23 protein-coding genes are annotated in these 17918 nt (G+C 60.0%); all 23 read right to left on the bottom strand.

The window, feature by feature from the left end; translation table 11 throughout:
• A partial coding sequence (locus KP699_RS12535) for a hypothetical protein (RefSeq protein WP_215762869.1) occupies positions 1-636 on the bottom strand: 636 nt, incomplete at its 3' end.
• Positions 637-649: 13 nt separating this feature from the next.
• Positions 650-1078: a hypothetical protein gene (locus tag KP699_RS12530; protein ID WP_215762868.1), complete on the bottom strand. Its 429-nt coding sequence runs from the start codon at positions 1076-1078 to the stop codon at positions 650-652.
• Positions 1075-1392: a hypothetical protein gene (locus KP699_RS12525; RefSeq protein ID WP_215762867.1), complete on the bottom strand. Its 318-nt coding sequence runs from the start codon at positions 1390-1392 to the stop codon at positions 1075-1077. Before KP699_RS12525 ends, KP699_RS12530 begins: the two co-directional genes overlap by 4 nt.
• Positions 1392-2045 (bottom strand): hypothetical protein, encoded by a 654-nt coding sequence (locus tag KP699_RS16470; protein ID WP_252347042.1) that lies wholly within the window; start codon positions 2043-2045, stop codon positions 1392-1394. The genes KP699_RS12525 and KP699_RS16470 overlap by 1 nt, the downstream gene beginning before the upstream one ends.
• Entirely contained in the window at positions 2045-3283 is a 1239-nt protein-coding gene (locus KP699_RS12515) for a hypothetical protein (RefSeq protein ID WP_215762866.1), read from the bottom strand. The genes KP699_RS16470 and KP699_RS12515 overlap by 1 nt, the downstream gene beginning before the upstream one ends.
• The gene (locus tag KP699_RS12510; protein WP_215762865.1) at positions 3283-3828 is read right to left on the bottom strand and encodes a putative phage tail protein; all 546 of its coding nucleotides are present in this window, start codon (positions 3826-3828) and stop codon (positions 3283-3285) included. The genes KP699_RS12515 and KP699_RS12510 overlap by 1 nt, the downstream gene beginning before the upstream one ends.
• Complete coding sequence (locus tag KP699_RS12505) at positions 3825-4898, bottom strand: baseplate J/gp47 family protein (RefSeq protein WP_215762864.1); 1074 nt, start codon at positions 4896-4898, stop codon at positions 3825-3827. Before KP699_RS12505 ends, KP699_RS12510 begins: the two co-directional genes overlap by 4 nt.
• Complete coding sequence (locus tag KP699_RS12500) at positions 4895-5362, bottom strand: phage GP46 family protein (protein WP_215762863.1); 468 nt, start codon at positions 5360-5362, stop codon at positions 4895-4897. The genes KP699_RS12505 and KP699_RS12500 overlap by 4 nt, the downstream gene beginning before the upstream one ends.
• Positions 5363-5444: 82 nt before the next feature.
• The gene (locus KP699_RS12495) at positions 5445-6035 is read right to left on the bottom strand and encodes a phage baseplate assembly protein (protein ID WP_215762862.1); all 591 of its coding nucleotides are present in this window, start codon (positions 6033-6035) and stop codon (positions 5445-5447) included.
• A complete protein-coding gene (locus tag KP699_RS12490; protein WP_215762861.1) occupies positions 6032-7384 on the bottom strand; it encodes a phage baseplate assembly protein in 1353 nt (450 codons plus the stop codon). The genes KP699_RS12495 and KP699_RS12490 overlap by 4 nt, the downstream gene beginning before the upstream one ends.
• Entirely contained in the window at positions 7381-8805 is a 1425-nt protein-coding gene (locus KP699_RS12485; protein WP_215762860.1) for a DNA circularization N-terminal domain-containing protein, read from the bottom strand. Before KP699_RS12485 ends, KP699_RS12490 begins: the two co-directional genes overlap by 4 nt.
• The gene (locus KP699_RS12480) at positions 8802-10883 is read right to left on the bottom strand and encodes a phage tail tape measure protein (protein WP_215762859.1); all 2082 of its coding nucleotides are present in this window, start codon (positions 10881-10883) and stop codon (positions 8802-8804) included. The genes KP699_RS12485 and KP699_RS12480 overlap by 4 nt, the downstream gene beginning before the upstream one ends.
• Before the next feature lie 138 nt (positions 10884-11021).
• Positions 11022-11369, bottom strand: coding sequence for a hypothetical protein (locus KP699_RS12475; RefSeq protein ID WP_215762858.1), 348 nt, complete (start codon positions 11367-11369; stop codon positions 11022-11024).
• Positions 11369-11728 (bottom strand): phage tail tube protein, encoded by a 360-nt coding sequence (locus KP699_RS12470; protein WP_215762857.1) that lies wholly within the window; start codon positions 11726-11728, stop codon positions 11369-11371. The genes KP699_RS12475 and KP699_RS12470 overlap by 1 nt, the downstream gene beginning before the upstream one ends.
• A gap of 1 nt (position 11729) precedes the next feature.
• Entirely contained in the window at positions 11730-13217 is a 1488-nt protein-coding gene (locus KP699_RS12465) for a phage tail protein (protein WP_215762856.1), read from the bottom strand.
• Positions 13214-13420, bottom strand: a complete 207-nt coding sequence (locus tag KP699_RS12460) for a DUF2635 domain-containing protein (protein WP_215762855.1) — start codon at positions 13418-13420, stop codon at positions 13214-13216. Before KP699_RS12460 ends, KP699_RS12465 begins: the two co-directional genes overlap by 4 nt.
• Positions 13417-14082, bottom strand: a complete 666-nt coding sequence (locus KP699_RS12455) for a hypothetical protein (RefSeq protein WP_215762854.1) — start codon at positions 14080-14082, stop codon at positions 13417-13419. The genes KP699_RS12460 and KP699_RS12455 overlap by 4 nt, the downstream gene beginning before the upstream one ends.
• A complete protein-coding gene (locus tag KP699_RS12450; RefSeq protein ID WP_215762853.1) occupies positions 14028-14450 on the bottom strand; it encodes a DUF1320 domain-containing protein in 423 nt (140 codons plus the stop codon). Before KP699_RS12450 ends, KP699_RS12455 begins: the two co-directional genes overlap by 55 nt.
• A 3-nt stretch (positions 14451-14453) precedes the next feature.
• Positions 14454-14720, bottom strand: a complete 267-nt coding sequence (locus tag KP699_RS12445; RefSeq protein ID WP_215762852.1) for an HI1506-related protein — start codon at positions 14718-14720, stop codon at positions 14454-14456.
• Position 14721: 1 nt separating this feature from the next.
• Positions 14722-15672 (bottom strand): Mu-like prophage major head subunit gpT family protein, encoded by a 951-nt coding sequence (locus KP699_RS12440; RefSeq protein WP_215762851.1) that lies wholly within the window; start codon positions 15670-15672, stop codon positions 14722-14724.
• A gap of 8 nt (positions 15673-15680) precedes the next feature.
• Positions 15681-16130, bottom strand: a complete 450-nt coding sequence (locus KP699_RS12435) for a hypothetical protein (protein ID WP_215762850.1) — start codon at positions 16128-16130, stop codon at positions 15681-15683.
• 2 nt (positions 16131-16132) lie between these two features.
• Positions 16133-17143: a phage protease gene (locus tag KP699_RS12430; RefSeq protein ID WP_215762849.1), complete on the bottom strand. Its 1011-nt coding sequence runs from the start codon at positions 17141-17143 to the stop codon at positions 16133-16135.
• Between the two features lie 206 nt (positions 17144-17349).
• Entirely contained in the window at positions 17350-17856 is a 507-nt protein-coding gene (locus KP699_RS12425; RefSeq protein WP_215762848.1) for a phage virion morphogenesis protein, read from the bottom strand.
• Positions 17857-17918 lie beyond the last annotated feature (62 nt).

The following is a 17918-nucleotide window of genomic DNA, read 5'->3' as shown; positions in this document are numbered from 1 at the left end:
TACCGATCCATCAAGTTTCTCAATCGTATTCGTGTTATAATTAAATACGACTTGCGCTTCCTGGTAACTGGTAAAATGCGCGCCGGTTTCTTGGATAATTCCAGGCACACTGCGCAGTGTTGTGCTGGACGTTCCGTCGAAGCTGCTTATTTCCCAAAACGTCAGTCCTCTTGTAGCACCCCAAGGCAGCTGTGGACCGTAGCCTATTGCGCCATGCTCGTATGACGCTCCACCACCGGCGTCTGGACCACGGAACGTAATTGCCGCGTAACCGTTGGGGGCAAGATTTTCAAAAGCCAAAATGTTGCCGCCCGGCGTTGTTACCCGGAACGTCAACTCACGGTAATTGGCATAATAACCAACTTGGAAAGGCCCAATGGCCGGGTCTTCCCGCATCGGGATGGCAAATCCATTCTTCGTAAACTGGCCTACGTTTGATTCGTCTAGGGGCACAAAGCCGCCCGGCTGACCGGCAGAGATTTTTTGCAAGGCACCTGCTGCTGCGACTGCAATATCCCCAATTTTCTGCGCATCCTGCCCGGAACCGACTAGGCTCTCTGGGTGCAAACTGTCAGTCCGCAGTTCCTCAAGATACGGCTTGCCAAACGGGCTTGCAGGCATCTGATTATTTGACATCTCTTTATCCTCTTCAGCCTGCAGCCGTGGTCTGCATAACCACGCCGCCGTTGCTCACATATCCATCGGGTAAGGGGGTGGGGCCTGCCATGATGAGGCCCCCGTTGTTGGTGACGTCCACCGGCAGGCCGCTCTTGCCGAGCGCAGCGAGTGCCACATCAGACATCTTGTATTGACCAATCGTCGCATGGCTCAGGTCGATTTCAGGCAGTCCACCCGACCCAAGTTTTTCCAGCGCGCCTTTGGTCGCGATGTCAGACAGCGCCGTGGCATCCACCGTGCGCGTGGTCCCGTCCGTCATCGTGACAATTGCTTGTCCCGCACTGCCGAGGGCAATAGTGTCAATCCCCAGACCCGTATCGCCCTTGGTTCCCGGCGCGCTGCCCGCAATCAGCACATTAACCGGCCCGTTACTCTGTGCCGGATCAATCCCCACACTCATTGTGTCACCCTATCCACGATCGCAATCGTGACCGTGCCTGTTTGTATGATTGTGCCGTCCAGACGGCTGATACGGACGTCCGTGCGCAGCAGCCCCAGCGGCCAGCCCGACGTGTCACCCGGATAACTCAGCGTGTAGGTGCCAGGCTGATCCGCCACCGGAGCAGGCACCAGCGGGGCAATCAGCGCGTTCTGGCTGTCCCGCAGTTCCGCCGCGATCACAGCCCCGCCGAGATCTTCCGGCGCGCCAGATGCATCCTGATTGATGCAGGTTACGAGGAACGTGGTCCCGCGCTTGAAAACAAAATCAGCCATCAGACTGCAGGCTCCGCAGGCAGTGTAGCGCTGGCCGTGTCTGTCCCATCCGCAATGGCCTTCAGTGCGGTCTGATATGCGATCCATGTCTGCGGCACAGAAACACCCATGGAGCCGTAATGTGCCCAGGTCGCAGAGGCCGCTGCTGTGAGCGCGTTTGCTGCCTGTGTAGCAAGCGGCACGGGGGGTGCGGGCGGCGTGTAATCAATAATCTTGCCATCCTGCACCCCCCGTCCGGTCGGCAGACGGAAGGCTTTTGTATCCGCCCAGTCCTGACTGGAGACAGAAATCAGCGCACTGGTGGCCGGAACGCTGGTAACGCTGGACAGTGTCCATGTGTCATACCATCCCGTCACGCTTGTGGGCTGCGCCGCCGTTGTGTCGTAGGCAGCATAATACCGGGCCGGATAGAGCAGAGCGCCACCCTGCACCCAGATAGCCTGAGCCCCATGCGTCAGTGCCCACTGGTCTTCAGTAAGCGCGATCATCGTTGCCGCTGCAGGAAGATTTTGCACTACAGTCTGGACTGACTGGACGTCATACAGCGCTGTTACCTTTGTGACGCCCGTCGCTGTCATATCATAAGCGGCGTAATATCGCGCAGGCCATGCCGCAGCGATCACCGCTGCACCAGTAAGAGATGCTGTCGTCATTATTTGGGTCCGATCGCAATAACGGTAAGTGTCGCGGCATCAGTGCTGCCAGCGGTTGAATTGCCGTGCACGGAGACAGCAATGTCAAAACCCGTAGCGTCCGGCGTCGTATTGTTGGAAAGTGAGAAAGACCGGCTCTGGCTGTTATCATTGCCATTGAATACCGGCACTGCTGCCCCGGAAAACGCCTCAGGGTAAGTGATCCTGTGTGAATTCGTGCCGTTTGTCGGCACAGACACAACAAAACGCTGGATCTTGTTCCCATACGCCAGATTGATCACCTGACTATCAGATGTGGAAAAATCTGAAGCATAGGTGGACGATGGCACGTAGCTGGACAGGTCGGACTCGAAAGCAACAAGGCCTTTGGAGGTCTTGATGTTGCCGTTCCACGCAAAATTCCAGTCATACCGGGTCCCGGCGTAATCGTACCCGAACATATTGATGCCAGAGTAATTATCACCGGGGCTGCCTAATAAGTCGGTAATTTGGAATGCGCCCATGTATGTGTTTGTCGCACCATCTGGCGCTCCAAACACCAGATGCCCATTTGACCAGCGTCCCTGTCCATTCGACGTTCCTCCAGACCATCCCGTCCCTACACCTACAGAGACGCTTCCTTTGACGACCTGGTCCCCAGAAAGCGTATTGCCTCCTCCCAAATTTGCCTTGGAACTTTGCAGGTTGCTCTCAACGGTCGTGGCGCGGGAGATTTCAGCCTGCAATCCCGAATAGGATGCGACCTGAGTCCATGTCCCGGATCCATCCTGAAAGGACGGTGTTTTTGTGCCACCATCTATTGTCGCACTGACAATCCCGCCGTTCGTTCCACCGCTGTTTGCGATGAACTTTCCATTCGCCCACGTCTGAGTAGCAAGCACCCCATAATAGTTGCCTGCAATATAAGCTGCGAGGCCGTTGGTGCTGTTGCCGATATTCACTTTGTCGGCGGTCAGGCCAGTAATGCCGCCCTGTTCTACAGGCGTGAAGCCAACAGCCGCTTCTGACGCGCCCGCAGCAACCAGTTTCTGCACGGCTGCATAGACCTGCGTCAGATCATCGTTGCTCGGCGTCAGTCCAGACTGGGAAACCAGATAGACCAGCTCATTGCGGACCTCATTATGGTCCGTGGCATCAATCTCGGTGCCCTTAATAAGGGCTGCATCATCCCGGTTGGCATACTGTCTACGCCCTTTCGCATCAGTCACAAAACCGTCTGAATTCGTGTAGTCAACCATCAGCTCGCAGCCTCGGAATATTTAAAAACCAGCGTCGTGTGCGCAGGTGCCAGCCGCTGCATCGGGCATTCCAGTCGGGTGTTTTTGTTGGGAAGGGTCACGATCCAGAGGAAACGCAGATCGGACGTGCCATACCGGGCCGTGCCACAGCGTGTGCGTCCATGCACAGGCGTGTCCGGCTCCTCAATCGTGATGGTAAAACCAGCAGCTTCTGCCATCGCGATGAAGAAAGCAGGCGTCACACCAGCCCCCGCCACCCAGCGCTGGCACGCCAGCGCCTGCCGCTGCGCAAGGGTCAGGTCGCCCTGATCGCGCCCACACGGATCCGGCCCCAGAACCGCTTCATAGTCCGCCAGAAGGCCAACAGCCGTGCCAGGGGAAATCTCCTGGGCCAGCCCGTCAATATCGCTTTCCAGTGTGGCGAACGGTCCGGCAAAGGCCTGCAGAAATTTGGCCAGATTGCCATCCGGGCTGCGCTCAAGCGCACCGGGCGGCATCAGGTCATGCAGCCATTCATTGCGGATCTGTTCTGGCGTGCGGCTCATGACGCACTCCGCCAGTCAATGGTGCCCAGCACAGCCATGGCATTATCGGCCAGCTGGTCGTCCGCCGTAGGGGAAACCAGATCATTGCTGGTGCCGTTGATGGTCGTCAGCACCGCGACGATTTCTGAGACGTAGAGCTTCCCACCAATTCCCTTGGACGGATAGTAGGCCGTCAGCTCCGCCGTAATCTGCTGGCGGGCGGCAACTGTATCCGGGTTCAGCACAATAGCTGGGTTTTTCTGCACCAGCTGTGCCGCCACAACCGTGACTTTTGCCGTTACGGGCCGCCGCGCATCAAGATAAGCCTGCACGGCAGCCACCTGTGCATCTGTCGGCACAGTCGGACCAGGCATGGCAATAACAACACCCACAGTGCCACGCCCGTAAGCTTCCGGCAGCACGTTGACATAAGTGGCCCCGGCGTCCTTGGCCCACCCTTCATAATCCGTGGTTGTGCCACCCGCGACCGGGTTACGGATCTTGGCAATAATCCGCGCACGCCAGCTTTCGACAGATTCAATGTCCGCGCCACCGGCCAGCCCCTGTGAGTCCACCACCAGAGACGTAACGCCCGCCACGGGGGAGACCAGCGTCAGTTCAGTTCCTCCTGCCAGATTGCCAATGGCTCCTGCGACGTTGGCCTGCACAGGCACGGGGGCTGTGGTTCCTGCCGGGATTGTGGTGGCCGTCGTCACCAGCCATTGCACACTGCCGTCAGACACAATCGCCGTGCCAATAGGCAACGTCACGCCCGCACTGACAGAGGTCAGCACGTTGCCAATCGCCCCCGTCGCCGGGTTGCGCGGCACGCCCCACATCTCGGCATGCTGCGGCAACAGGCCGTCCGCCGTGGCGGTGGTCACCATCATCTCAAGCAGCTGATCGCGGATCGCGCTGTAAACTTCGGACAACGCCAGCGTCCACACGACACCCAGCACCTGTTCGAGGGTCTGTGGCGCATTTGGGTCCAAACGCACCACTGTGCCATCTGCCGCCACAAACTGCTGCGCCAGCATAGATGCCGCAAGTCTCTGCGCCAGCGTGCGCGTTGTAGGAATAGGCCAGCTCATGCTGCGGCACTCACTGTGCGGGAGACAGAAACAGCACCAATCTGACAGGCAATTTGCAGGACACTCCGGCCAGACAGCGACGCCATGGCTGTAGCCGTAACACCCCACCAGGCACGGATACTGACCAGACACTCGTCTGCGTAGGCAGCGCCCAGCAGGCGGTCTGTCTCGTCGTATTTCCCGCGCGCCAGCAGCCAGAGCCGGGAGCCGAACCGGGTGTCCAGCAGGATATCGCCAACCCAGCCGCGCCGGGCCAGCAGGCCGCCAGACTGAGCAGGCAGCAGGGCAATCTCATTGGGGAGGGTATCGTCAGGATCGGCACGCCGGTCACACTGCAGCGCCAGCAGGCCAGATGTCGCCAGCGTCGTGTCCACCGCCAGCGTGCCACGCCCACCAGCTCCCGCCTGGACCACAAGGTCCAGCCTTCCGGTTGCGTTTGAGCGCATCATGAGCGTGGTGGGCATATCCATGCCCATCTGATGCGGGATTTAACGGGATGGCAGCAGGGCGGAAAGGTTCGCCCCCGGCAACGCAGGGCCGGTGGGACTACAGCGGGGCGCTGGTCGGAGACCCTTCCTTACCACTGGTATGGGCATGCCCCTTCAGGCTTTTCCCACCCCCAACAACATCCTGCTGGCCAGTCACGGTGCCGGAGGCTGTCATGTCACCCTGAGCAATGATGTCTTTGCTGACCCGCAGCGTGCCCGTCAGACTGGCACCGTCCTTGTCTACCGTCAGGATACTCTGTCCTGCAACACGCACATCCAGCTGCTGCACAACATCCACCCTGATCACTTTGCCGCCAACCAGATAGATTTTCTGGCCCACAGCGTCATAGAGTACCGTCTCGCCTTCCGGGAGATTGCCCATCCTTGCAGCAGAGGGGTTACTAGGTGGGAGCGCAATCGGGTCCGCATGATCGCCCCCGGCAGCCACAACCGCCGTCACCGCCCCATCATGCGGCGCGTGGCTGCTAAACCCAAATGGGAAATGCACCGGCACCTTGCCGCGTGTTCGCCCGTAATGGGTGTCCAGCGTCACCGTCTGGTTGCTCCCGGTATCGTCAATATCCCGCACCACAGCCCGGCTGACCAGCCCGCGCAGCGACATATACAGATCCCGCACAGACCGGCTCATCCGGCTTTCCCGTTAATCAGCCCACTGCGGCGCGTGCCCTTCTTGACGCGGTCATTGTCGCCGGTGAGGTCATAGGTATCCGGGGGCACCACGCTGATGCGGGTCTTATAACCGCCCTCATCGTCCACATAGGTCACGGCCCCAATCAGCATGTCCTGATCCAGCCCGCTGTAGGGGTCATGGACATAGACCAGCGCATTCGGCTTCCACAGGTCTCCATTCCGGGCAGACAGTCCGGCCACCGTGTAGATCCGCATCGTGCCGTGCGCCCGCGTGGTACGCATCCGCCAGTCGGCCTGATCCTGCAGCGTCCACGGGCTGGCATCTGTTCTGGGCTTGCTGGCCTTGCGGGACGCGCGACGTGTGCCCGCGTGATAGGCCATCGGGGCAGGCCCGGCATCCGCACTCAACCCCTGCGCGGTGCTGTCCAGTGGCACATCCGTTGCCGTCTGGGTGGCTTCTGAACCACCAGACTGCGTGGCCGCCAGATACACCGCAGGCCGATACCGCCGCACGGACGGATCAACAGAATGCCCATACCGGACCACGGCCGCACTTTCCGTTTTGCTATGCGAGGGGGCAGCCGGAGCGTTGCCCGGCTTATCCGTAAGGGGTGCTGCAGATGCATCAAGAGCCGCTTTTTTGGGCCTTAAAACGCTCTTAAAAGCCCCTTTGACCCAGATATCCGAGTAATGCTCGCGCACATCAATCTGCGCATCCACCTCAAGGATATTCTCACCCATGCGCAGATCTTCCGGCGCACGGGTTGTCCCGGCTTTGGTCAGGCGCAGGCCACCAATACCGTCCGAGACCACCAGCACACCACGCTGGCGGGACAACTTCTCCACCGTCTGCATGGTGCGCTCCCCCGGATCCACGGCCACCAGGGTAAACGGTGCGCCGGGGTCAATTTCGCTCTGCACAGCAATCCCGTATGGGCTGGCCAGCTTGCCCACTACGGACACCAGATCAATCTGCCGATACTCGCCGGGGCCAGTCGGGTTGGAGCAGCAATCCACCATGTCGCCGGTCATATCCCGCCCGGAAATAATGGCCTCCAGCTGGCTGTCCGCCATGCGGAGCTGGATATTGTCCACGTAGCCCTTCAGGATCACCTCACCACGGAGCTTGATCGTCACCGGGTCATGCTCACGCACCCGCGCAAACTCCGGCGCATCGCCACCCAGAGCCTCAAATGCCCGCGTCGTGTCCAGATAGGTAATCCGGAACGCCCCCGCGATATCCGCCAGATCCCGCCCGACCTCACAGGCACTCCACGTCTTGAGCGTCTGGCCGTTGATCTGCACCGTCATCAGCCGGTCCCGGACGGTTGTGATGCTCTCGCTCATGCTGCATCCTCTGGTTTCAGGACGCGCACTGTGCCGGGTCCGGACACAGCAGGCAGACGCAGCCCGTTGCGCTGCACCATATCCGTCCACACAGCCTCAACATTGGCCGGGACATCACCGGCCACGGCGTAAGCCACCAGCCATGCGCTCATCTGGCGTGGCACTGGCACCGCAATCACCGCAGGCAGACGCCCCAGACGCTCGGAGATATCCGCCGTGATGGCCGCCTTGCTGTCCCGCAACGCCCCCAGCATCCCGCTGATCGGCACAGCAGCTCCATTGGTTCCGGCCAGTGTCTCAATGTCGTCAATCAGATCATCCAGCATGGCCAGCAGGCGGTCACGCCAGCTGAGCGCATCGTCCTGGCTGGCATAGGTCAGAGAGGATGCCGCAGCGACGGCCTGCGCCGCCGTCAACAGCGTGGCCCCCAGCATCAGCCCGCGCACAGATGCCGGATCTGCCGCCTGTTCCGCTGCCGTCTGCCCGGCAGTGCGCAGAGACTGCACCGCGGTAATCAGCAGCGTCGTGGCCACAGCCGGATCAATGTCATCCTCATCCACGCCACTCACGGCATCTGCCGGGGCAATCGCTGCGGATGCGGTAGGAGAGACCGATTGCGCCACAGCAGCAGGCACGCCCGCCAGAAGGGTCGCAACGCTGTCCGCATAGGTCGTGTCGCTATTGGTCGCCGGCACGCTCACCCCGCCAGCAAGAGCCGCCAGCGGAGCAGACGCTGCAGTCCGCACCGGCAGGGCAGCCGTTGACCCTGTCACTGCATCCCATACGCCATGTGCTACGGAGACAACATTGGACACAGCACTGACCAAAGCCAGAGGCAGGGTGAGAACAGACAACACAGACCGCATCGCCATAACGGCAGAATCAACCAGCGCATCAGCCTGCGTCAGCACACTGGTCAGGGTGTCGGCAATCCGTGCAAACAGCCCCTTGCTTGTCGGGTCAGGCGGCACACGCACAAAGGTGGCCTGAAACCGCGCCAGGCGGATCTCGCCATCCGAAAACGAAATACTGCCAGACTGGACCAGCCGGCACTTTATCGCGCCCCACCACGGGTGGACCAGCGTGCCATTGCCAGCCTGCATCAGCGCCGTGCGCATGCGCTTTGCCCGGATCACATAGTCATCGCCAATAATCAGACCGGAGACGCGGATCGGGCCGTCCTGCGCCCCAAAATCCTGCGTCCGGAAATCATCGCGGCCCGGAAACCAGATCTGCAGCATGCGGCGTCCGGCCTCGTCCTGAGACGACGGCATCCAGAAGGTAACGCCCCGCCATGCCGCAACGGACATGGCTCCCCCAACGGCACCTCCCAGCAGGCCACCCAGCGCACCTGTCTGGCTCCCCAGAGACCCGGCGCCAAGGCCGGAAAGAGAGGTCAATCCGGAAAGTGCGCCGCTCATGGCACCGCCACCATGCGCCCACGGTCAGGCGTGATACTGACCAGACCCGGATTTCCGGACGTCCGCCGCACGGTGAGGGCCGGGTCATGCGAGACATGCAGCCCAAACTTCCCGCCATGCGCATCAGCTGCCCCCGGAGCAGCCGGAACCGCCGCAGGCACAGCCGGATGCGCCAGCCATTTGTCCATGGCCTGCCCAATGGATGAATGGTCAATCCACTGATCCAGTGCATGCAGCGGAGCCATGATGTAGCCGCCGATGGTCTTCGCCCATCCGCTGATCCAGCTTCCGAGACTACTCAGCATCGGCTTGATTTTGTCCCAGTTGCGCCACGCCAGATACCCGGCTGTGACTGCTGCTGTGATCCCGATAAGGGCAAGTGAGACTGGGTTCAGCAGCGCGGGAAGAGAGGCCAGAGAACCGAAGGACAGCAAGCTGCGGATCAACACCAGCCCGGCCCGGAGAGGGATCAGAACAGCCCCCAGCGCACCAAGGGCCGCCGTGATCGCCAGCACACTGCCCACGCCTGCTGTCAGGCCAGAGGCAAGACCGAAAGCATTTTTGTCCACCCAGTCAAAAGCGATGGTCAAACCATGGAGCGCCATGGTCGCCACATTCAAAACCGGCACAAACGCCGTCCCAATCCGGCGTTCCGTCTGACTCAGCGCGTCCTCAAACGCATGCAGCCGGATCAGAGTGGATTGCAGCCCTGTTTCAAAATCTTTGTTGATAACTTCCGGCGTTGCGGAAGAGACACGCGCCTTGATCTGCTGATACTGGTCCATGTGCATCAGGATCGCCTGTGTGAAGGCGCGGTCCTGCTCATTGTTGAACAGTTCCCCCAGGGCCTTCCGGTCCTGACCGCCGTGGGTAATGCGATTGACCTGCTGCATCACGGCCTCAATCGGATCCAGACCGCCTTTGCGGGCATTTTCTTCTGTGCCGAACAGATCCACACCGAATTGCGCAAACCGCTTCGCCGTGTGCGGAGAGGTAATCGCCTGAATAAAGGCCCGCGTGTCTGTTGCCGCTTCACCTTCCGTGCCTGTGCTTTTGCGCACCACGGCCATGGCGGCAGCCAGATCATTCACGCCGCTTCGCCCGGTTACCCCCAACTGGCCAGCCGCAGCCGCAACCTGCGGGAAGAGCGGGGCCAGTTTTTCAAATGGCAGGTCAGCGCTTTTCCCGGCCAGCGCAATCGCCGCCAGAGCGCCAGACGTATCGGTGTCTTTGATCCCGAGGTTTTCCTGCAGGGCGAAAGTGGTTTTCGCCACTGCATCAGGGGCCGCATTATAGGCCGTGGCAATACGCGCAACCTGCGGCAGAACGGCATCCAGACGGGTGCTGGAATAGCCCTCACGATTAAAGAAGCCAGCCGCAGCAGCAAGCTCCGGACTGGTCTGCCCGGTATCCCGTGCCAGAGCATCCAGCCTTCGGCCATAAGCGGCCATAAACTGCTGATTTGCCGCCCCGTGCAGATCCAGACCGATACCAATATGCGCCAGATCGTTGTCATATTCAGCTGCCGCATGGATCGGGGCCAGCACACCAAATCCGGCAGCCGCAGCCCCGAAGGCGCTCCCCATGCCACTCTGCACGGCATCATGGAAACCACGCCCGGCAGCCCCAACGCGGGCAAAATATCCTGGACCGCCTGCGCCAGCCCCTCCCTCGGTATTGGATGCAAAACCTGCAGCCCGATAAGCCGCCTGTGCCCGCTCCATGGCGGTTGATACACGGGTGGCTGCTTCTTCCGCCTCAATCCCCATGCGGCCAAGCCCGGTCGCGGCCTGAGTTGCCCCTTCACCGATTTCGTTGAGTGCGCCGCCAAGGGCAGTCACGCCTTCAGCTGCAGCTTCTGTTGCGGTGGTTGTGCGGGTGACGGCTTCATTCAGCCGTGTCGTGGCCTGCGTTGCACGCGCCACCGGTTCAGTCAGCTCTGCAAACGGATTGGTCGCCTGACGCAGCTTTTCCAGACTCTGATCAATGCGTTCCAGAATTTCCCGGACGGCAGTCAGAGGCTCTGACGAACCAACGGCAAAATCCAGTTCAAATTTTGCTCTTAGTTCGTCAGCCATTTTGCGCCTGCTTTATTGCGTCTGCGCGGCGCTCAGCCAGCTTGCCAAGCGCCACAGCCCAGAACGCAACCCGTCTGGGCGTCATGTCCAGAAGCTCCGCCTCTGAAAACCCCATCTCACTGCCAATAGCCGCGAGAGTTACTGGCCAGTCGTCTGGCCACTCGCCAAAAAAGTGCTGGCTACACCGACCAAGAAGAGGAAGTCGGGAGCATCCACATTCTCCATGAACGCATCACCCTTCGGCCCCACGAGATCCACAGACGCCAGAAGCAGCCTTTCCAGACGCGCACCTTCTCCTGCGGCATCAAGCATGGATACCATAGAGCGCCCCTTGAGCCGCCCCAATGTGACGGACGTCAGTGGCGGTTCATCTTTGATCAGCTGCACTGGTTGCATCAGCTGCACAGTGTATGATCCGTCATCATTTTTCGTGACGCGGGGATCAGCCAACGGGTCATTTTTGGTCAGTTTGGAAGTATCGCTCATCAGCTCACAATTTCCTGAAACAGGCCCGCATTCCAGGTCACCGGCGCTTTGCCGCCCTGGTCGGACAGTGTGGGGTTATCGAGAATAAATGCGTCCGGCAGCACAAAGGCCTGCCCGGTATCGCATTTGACCTGCAATTCGCCTTCATCGTCTGCGCTAAAGGCGCTCAGCTTCATGCCGGTTTTGAGAACAGGCGTGGCCTTAACCTCGCCAGCCGCAAAGCTCTGGTAACGCTGCACAGTGCTGCCAGTGACCTGCGTGTTGTTTTTATAACCGGGCAGTTTGATGGTGCTGCCGGTCACGCATTCATACTGAACGCCTTTCCACCAGATCTCTATGATGCCAACCGTCTGGGCCATATTACACCTGCATTTCGAGGGAGTTGGCCACCACCATCAGGCTCCCCATACGTTGGATAATCAGAGTGGAATTCACGCGATTACGGTCGGTGGTATCCCGCTCAAACACGGCCTGCGGGCTCAGCGTGGCTGTGCCGTCAATCCAGCCGGCATTTGCATACAGGGTGGACTGCCCAACCCATGACAACGCCAGAGTATCCGGCGTCACGACGCCAGCAGCACTGACTTTGGCCAGAGGAGACCCATTGTCTGCCAGCTTTGCGCGCGGATACGTGGACCGGATGTATGCGTTGAATTCATACCGCACCCGTGTGGCCACCTTGGGGGACATGATGTCCGTCCAGATGTTATCTGCCACACCGCTGTCATCCACCAGATTGGTGGTCACAACCCGCTCCAGCTCCACGGTTCCGCCCTGCAGCACGTTGAACGTGCTCATGCCGTTGTTGAGCAGCACGTTGCGGCTGGCATCGTCATAATCGTCCGCATCATCCGGGCCACGCCCGGCCAACGCCGTCAGCGCCAGCGTGTGCAACTGGCGGGCCGGGTCGGTGTTAAGCGATGCGGACGCTACGGCACACAGAGACCCGGCAGCTTCCCACGGCGCAAACCGCGCCCGGTTAGCCGGCAGAATGCTCACGAATTTGGAATTCTGGGTTTCAGAAAGCGCCAGTGCCTGACCATAAGTGCCGCGCAGGCCCAGATAAACATGCGTATCCAGCTTGACCATAGCGTTGAACCGGCGTGCCGCTTCCGTGGCAAACACAGCAAGATTGGGCTGGTCAGCCGTAATCCACGCCATATCCGTATACCAGGTGCGGCTCACAGCCGTCAGCGCGGGTGTCACGTCAGGCACACCGGCACCTTGCGTTGTCTGCGCGATCGTCAGAGACGCCCCGGAAACCCCATCGCCGTAACGGGTGCTTTCCCGCACGTCGATATCGTTGGTCCATGCCCCCTTGTCCGTGGCCGTCAGCGTCAGAACACCTGTGGTGGCATCAGCCTTGACCGTGCAACCGGATGAAATTGACAGCGCGGTCGTCCATGCGTCAGCCAGTGCAGCACCAATCTGCGCAGCCGTCATCCCGGTGGTAACCGCCGCAGGCACACGGTAACCATTCACCTCCAGCGCCACGGTGCCTGATGCTGTGGCAGGGGCTGCCGGTGTAATCGTCCAGACGGCAGCCGCTGCATCACTGGCAGCCGCAACCATAATCAGATCCACCTGCGTGTAAGGCGCATCCGTGAGGAATGCCGAAACCATCTGGCTGGTTGCTGTCCCAGCTCCCGCCAGAACGGCAGCGCGGGAGGCGGTGATATTCGGATACACAGTCAGCGCCGTGCCTGTCCCGCTCGCCCCCAGCACACCAACAAGCAGCACCCGCAAGGGCATGCCCGCCAGTGTCGCTGCATTATTGACGCCAACAACCTGCGTATAGCTGCCCGGCACTTTCCAGTTGGCAGGCACCTGATCAACAGTAATGGTCATTTCGTGGCCACCTTATTGCTGGCATCCGGCAGCACTACCGCTGCGCCAGACGTCTTCGGCTTCACCAGTTCCAGATCGCCACTGCGCAAACAGCGCGCCCAGAAAAAGTCCTTTTCATCGACGGAAAATTCCCCGTCCGGGCATTTCCGGCCACGCGGGTCACGCACAACGCGCCCCTCGGCCACCGTCACACGCACGCTCATGCGTCATCCCTCACATTTAGAGTTGCCTGTGGCTGGGCATCCCCATCCACATTCCAGATTTCAGATAGCCGCAGGAAATCAGGCAGCTGGTCGGTAAAGACGTCCGTATCCAGCGCCACGCCCTCAATCTGGATTTCCAGTTCCGCGAGTGCTGATTTCTCGTCCAGCCAGTCAATCCCGGCAGGGCACAACTGGCGCGTCACCCGCATGGTCGCATCCAGACCGGGAACCTTTGCGCCGTGCAGCCTGCCAACAGCCTGGGCAATCAGACCCAGAGTGCCAAAGCCCCAGCGCTCATTCGTGCCCAGCCACAGATCTTCAATCCTGCGATGTTGGATCAGCAGGAAAACCGGAAAAACCAGTGTCCCGCGAAATGTCTGACTAGTCTTCTGCTCTGGCACCCATCCGCCAAACGTCATGGCCACACAGGACTTGCCCTGCTGGATGCGTTTCCATGTCGACGCTGTTGGAGAGGGAGGCAGCACACAATGTTGATATCCCGCCTCAGGATAGGCATCCGTCAGCGCCTGCATGACGCCCAGAAATGCCGCCTTCAGGACATTCCCATCCAGAAAAGACGGGCACTGATCATCAGAAAACTGACGCTCTACCACAGGCCATTCCCCCGGATGGATGTCGGACGCGCCTGAACGCGGGACCATGTCTCGCTGGTATCTGCAACAGCCGTGGCATCCAGCGTGGCAGCACCAGAGCCGATATCAGAAAGCCATTTCAGGGCATCCTTGCGCGCCGTCTGGATCTGCAGGGCCGGTTCACTATCCGCCAGCTGGCATAGCGCATACCGCGCCAGAGCACAGGTCGCATCCACCACCGGCAGCTGGACGGGGCGCACAGGCACCGCATAGCGCCGCTGCAGGTAGCTATCCACCGTGGCAGAGGCGCGTTCCAGCACCTTGTTGATCCGGATCACGTCCATAACGTCCCGGTCCTGATTGAGGTCGCGCGTCGCATCAATCAACGCACGCTCCCCGAACCGGTCAATCATGTCCTGCACGGTGGCATAAGCCATGGCTCAGCCGACCTCGATAATTTCGAGCTTCGGTTCAGTCCGCAGCGTTTCAAGCTGATGTTTTTTCAGCTCACCGGACTTGTAGACCTTCATCGCCTTATGCTCGATCCCGGCACGCCGGAAGCCGGGGTCACGGCAGATCACAATAATCTCGCCGGGACCCACAACGCAGTTATGCCCGTTGGATGTCACGGCAACAGAGCCCTCAAACGCCTTTTTGGCGTCTTCCAGAGCCGGGTCAATCTCAGGCTTCTTCGGGGGAGTGGCCATATCAGCCTCCTACTTTCTGGCTGAGGCGCGGGGCCACCAGCAGATCACATGCGCCTTTCCAGACGTTCGCACCGGGAACCCACGTTTTCCCGTCCGGCGCTAAAACCGGCACCATGTCGCCGTTCAGCAGCTGGCGACCGGCACTCTCAAGGTTTTGCGGCACAACCATCACATCCGGGCGGATGCCATAGGGCGAGCCATCCTTACGACGCTGGGACGCCATTGCCGCCAGGGCATCAGCAAAAGTATCGCCATTCAGCGGACGCGTGCTGCGGTAGGCGAACTGATACATGCCCAGACCAGCATTGCACCGGCCATCCACGCCCCACAGGAACTCGTTGCCCGAGAACACATTCCCAGCAGTAATCTGGGTTTTTGCAGTCACCACAAACGGGCGACGCGGCTGGTAGATCATCGGCTTCAGCGGGCGACGCGTGCAGAACAGATACCAGGCAGGCCCGGCAGCTTCAGTGGCCTGCGGCACACCAAGGTTGGAATAGACGGTCAGATCGCCATTCTCGGTGTAGGTCTGGTGGTCCGTATCAAAATAATACTGGCCATCCATGCAGGCGGTTTTAACGCCCGTCTCAAGCGCATCATAAACCAGCTTGTCCGGCATTTCCGCTGCATCAGCGGCCAGCTGCTCAATCGCAGGCGTCAGAATGCCGAACTGGTCATCCTCAAGATCCTCACGGCGGATCCCCAGCGTTTCTTCAAACGTCTTGTTACGGATAACAAAGCCGCCCGCTTCAAGCCGATGGATAACCCGCTGGCCAACCCATTCGCGCAGCCCCGGCATTTCTGCCAGACGCGGATAGAAGTTCTCCCCGGCGTTGGACGGAATGGTCATGGTGAAGCGGCCATAGGTCGGCGCAGCCGTTTCAATGTATTTGTTGAACGCCTTGTTGATCGTCGTCGTCAGGGCGTTGATGTTGCCAATATTGATGTCCATGGGAGACCTTACGCAAACAGCACGTAGGCTGTGCCATCGGCTTCAAGGCCGGACAGCGTGCCCACCTGAAGACGGGCAGACCCGCTTGCTGGAGTTTCAGTGAGGGAGACGGTTTCATCGTCCACCGCGTAGACCGGCTTGCCGACGTCAGCCCATGTGGGCGCTGTGTCAAAGGGCATGCCAAAGCAGCTTTTTTCACACCACAGCGGCCCCGGACCGACCTGCGCACTCATCACGGTGCTGGTGCCGGTATTGTCCTGCGCATGCCGCGCAACCCCCGCACTGGCGACGGCAGGTGAAGGCGGAGCCGCCGTGCCAGCAGGCACAACAGATCCGTCCTGGCAGACAACGCAGAGGGAGCCACGGAACACGCGGTATCCGGCGGCAACACTCAGCGGGAATTCCGGGGCGTGAGACACTTTCTTCTCAGGCAGGATGCGGTCTTTTGAAAGCGCCATGATCAGCCTCCCGCCTTGTCAGCAGGGATAAGCGCTGACTCCATGGCAGACACCAGCTTGTCCGGCTTGTCGCCAGACCGGCCAGCCCCCTGAGAATGCAGCGAGAGCCGGGCCAGACTATCGTCAGGAACATCCTGCAGACTGTCCGCCAGATCCTCAGCCGATGCCGCGTCCTGCATATGCAGCGTAACCAGACGCGCTTCAGCTTTGTCGCTCACCACCTTGCGGCGCTTCAGGTCTTTGACCCAGCTTTCCGCAGATGTTTTCGCAAGCTGAGCCTGCAGCGTATCAAATGCCTTCTTCTGCGCCGTCAGCTGGCCCTGCAGACTGGCAATCTCCGTCTGCGCATGCGTGCTGACAACAGCCCCGCGTGCTTCCACGGCTGCCAGAACCGCTGCGTCATCCGCATTGGCATCCAGTCCAACAGCTTTCGCCACAGTGGCATGCAGCGTCACCGCTGCCTTACCGCGTGCAATGGCCGCGTTAATGTCATCTTCCGTCGCCGTCTCGGACAGACCGAGCGTGCGCCGTAGCTGTGCGAGGTCCATCCTCGTCTCCTGATTTTGGGAATGTAAATCCGCCACCCCAAGATTGGGGCGGTTGGTAAGGCTGACAGCCTCAATCCACTCGACCGTGCCATCTGGACGGGAGCCAATGGCCGGGGAGATGCCGCGATAGGCATGGTCCGCCATTAACTGGCGTCCGGTGCCGTTCCACTCAACACGTCCCCAGATGCCATCCTTGCGGGCATTCAGTTCCGTGACCCAGCCAACAGCATCAGACCGTTCCCCGCGCGCTGCGGCAACGTGTGTGCTGTGGTTGATGTCCACCACGATTTTGCCCCGTGCCATATCCATGGAGCGTGTGATGACATCCGCAGGATCTTTGAGCGTGAACGGCCCACGACCATCCTTGCCGCCAAACGTCCCGGCAGGTGTCAGGTGTATCCACTCAGGCGGCGTGTTGTCCGCGCTGTCTGGCAACGCCATGTGGATTGAGGTGACAATGTTCATGCCCCCAGTTGTGAGGCATGCAGACCGCGTCCGTCAGGGCGGAAATGTTCGCCCCGACCCTATGAGCGACATCCCCTTATATTTCGACGAGGAGGCGTCCAAAGCCATTTTACGGGTAATCGGGCCGCATGCACACCCAAACCGCACACAGACCCCTTTTAGACCCTTTTAAAAACCTTTTAAAACCGGATGACCTCTCGCAGGCATCATCCGCGCATCGCACGGGCCAGATAATCCTCCAGTTCCTCAATCAGGAATGTGCGGTCCTGGTCAGTAAAACCAAGATACGGGCGCGCTGGAATTTCCACATTATCCAGATGCCAGAGCCTCCCCCCCATCTCAAACGAAAGCCACCGTTTATTCTTTGGCTGGATGATCCCACCCAACTGATGGATGCGGGAGTAGATTTTATTGGAGCCCCAGACCAGGACATTCCCCTGACTTCTCCAGATCAATGATTGCTGGAGCTGTCTGCTCGCAATCAGAATTCTCGGACCTTTTTTGCTGCTGGCATAGTAGGGGTTGAGCGGAGCATAGCTGTCCCAGCGCACTCCGCGCGGGTCAACCCCGGCATTCATGCGCTGCTCCGTATGTCTGACGATACCCGCGCCCAGGGCGTTCAACACACTGGACGGATCACGCCCAATGTCTGCAATACGCCCCAGAGCATCCCGGATCTGCTGCGTTGACCCGAGAACGGAAACACCACCCATTTTCCTCGCCTCTCAATTTCCACTGTGGTAAAAGTGGAAAAGACGCACGGTGACACGGTGAT

Origin of the sequence: Acetobacter sp. P1H12_c (assembly GCF_018811975.1) — a bacterium.
Lineage (GTDB): Bacteria > Pseudomonadota > Alphaproteobacteria > Acetobacterales > Acetobacteraceae > Acetobacter > Acetobacter persici.
This window is presented reverse-complemented; position numbering and strand designations above follow the sequence as displayed.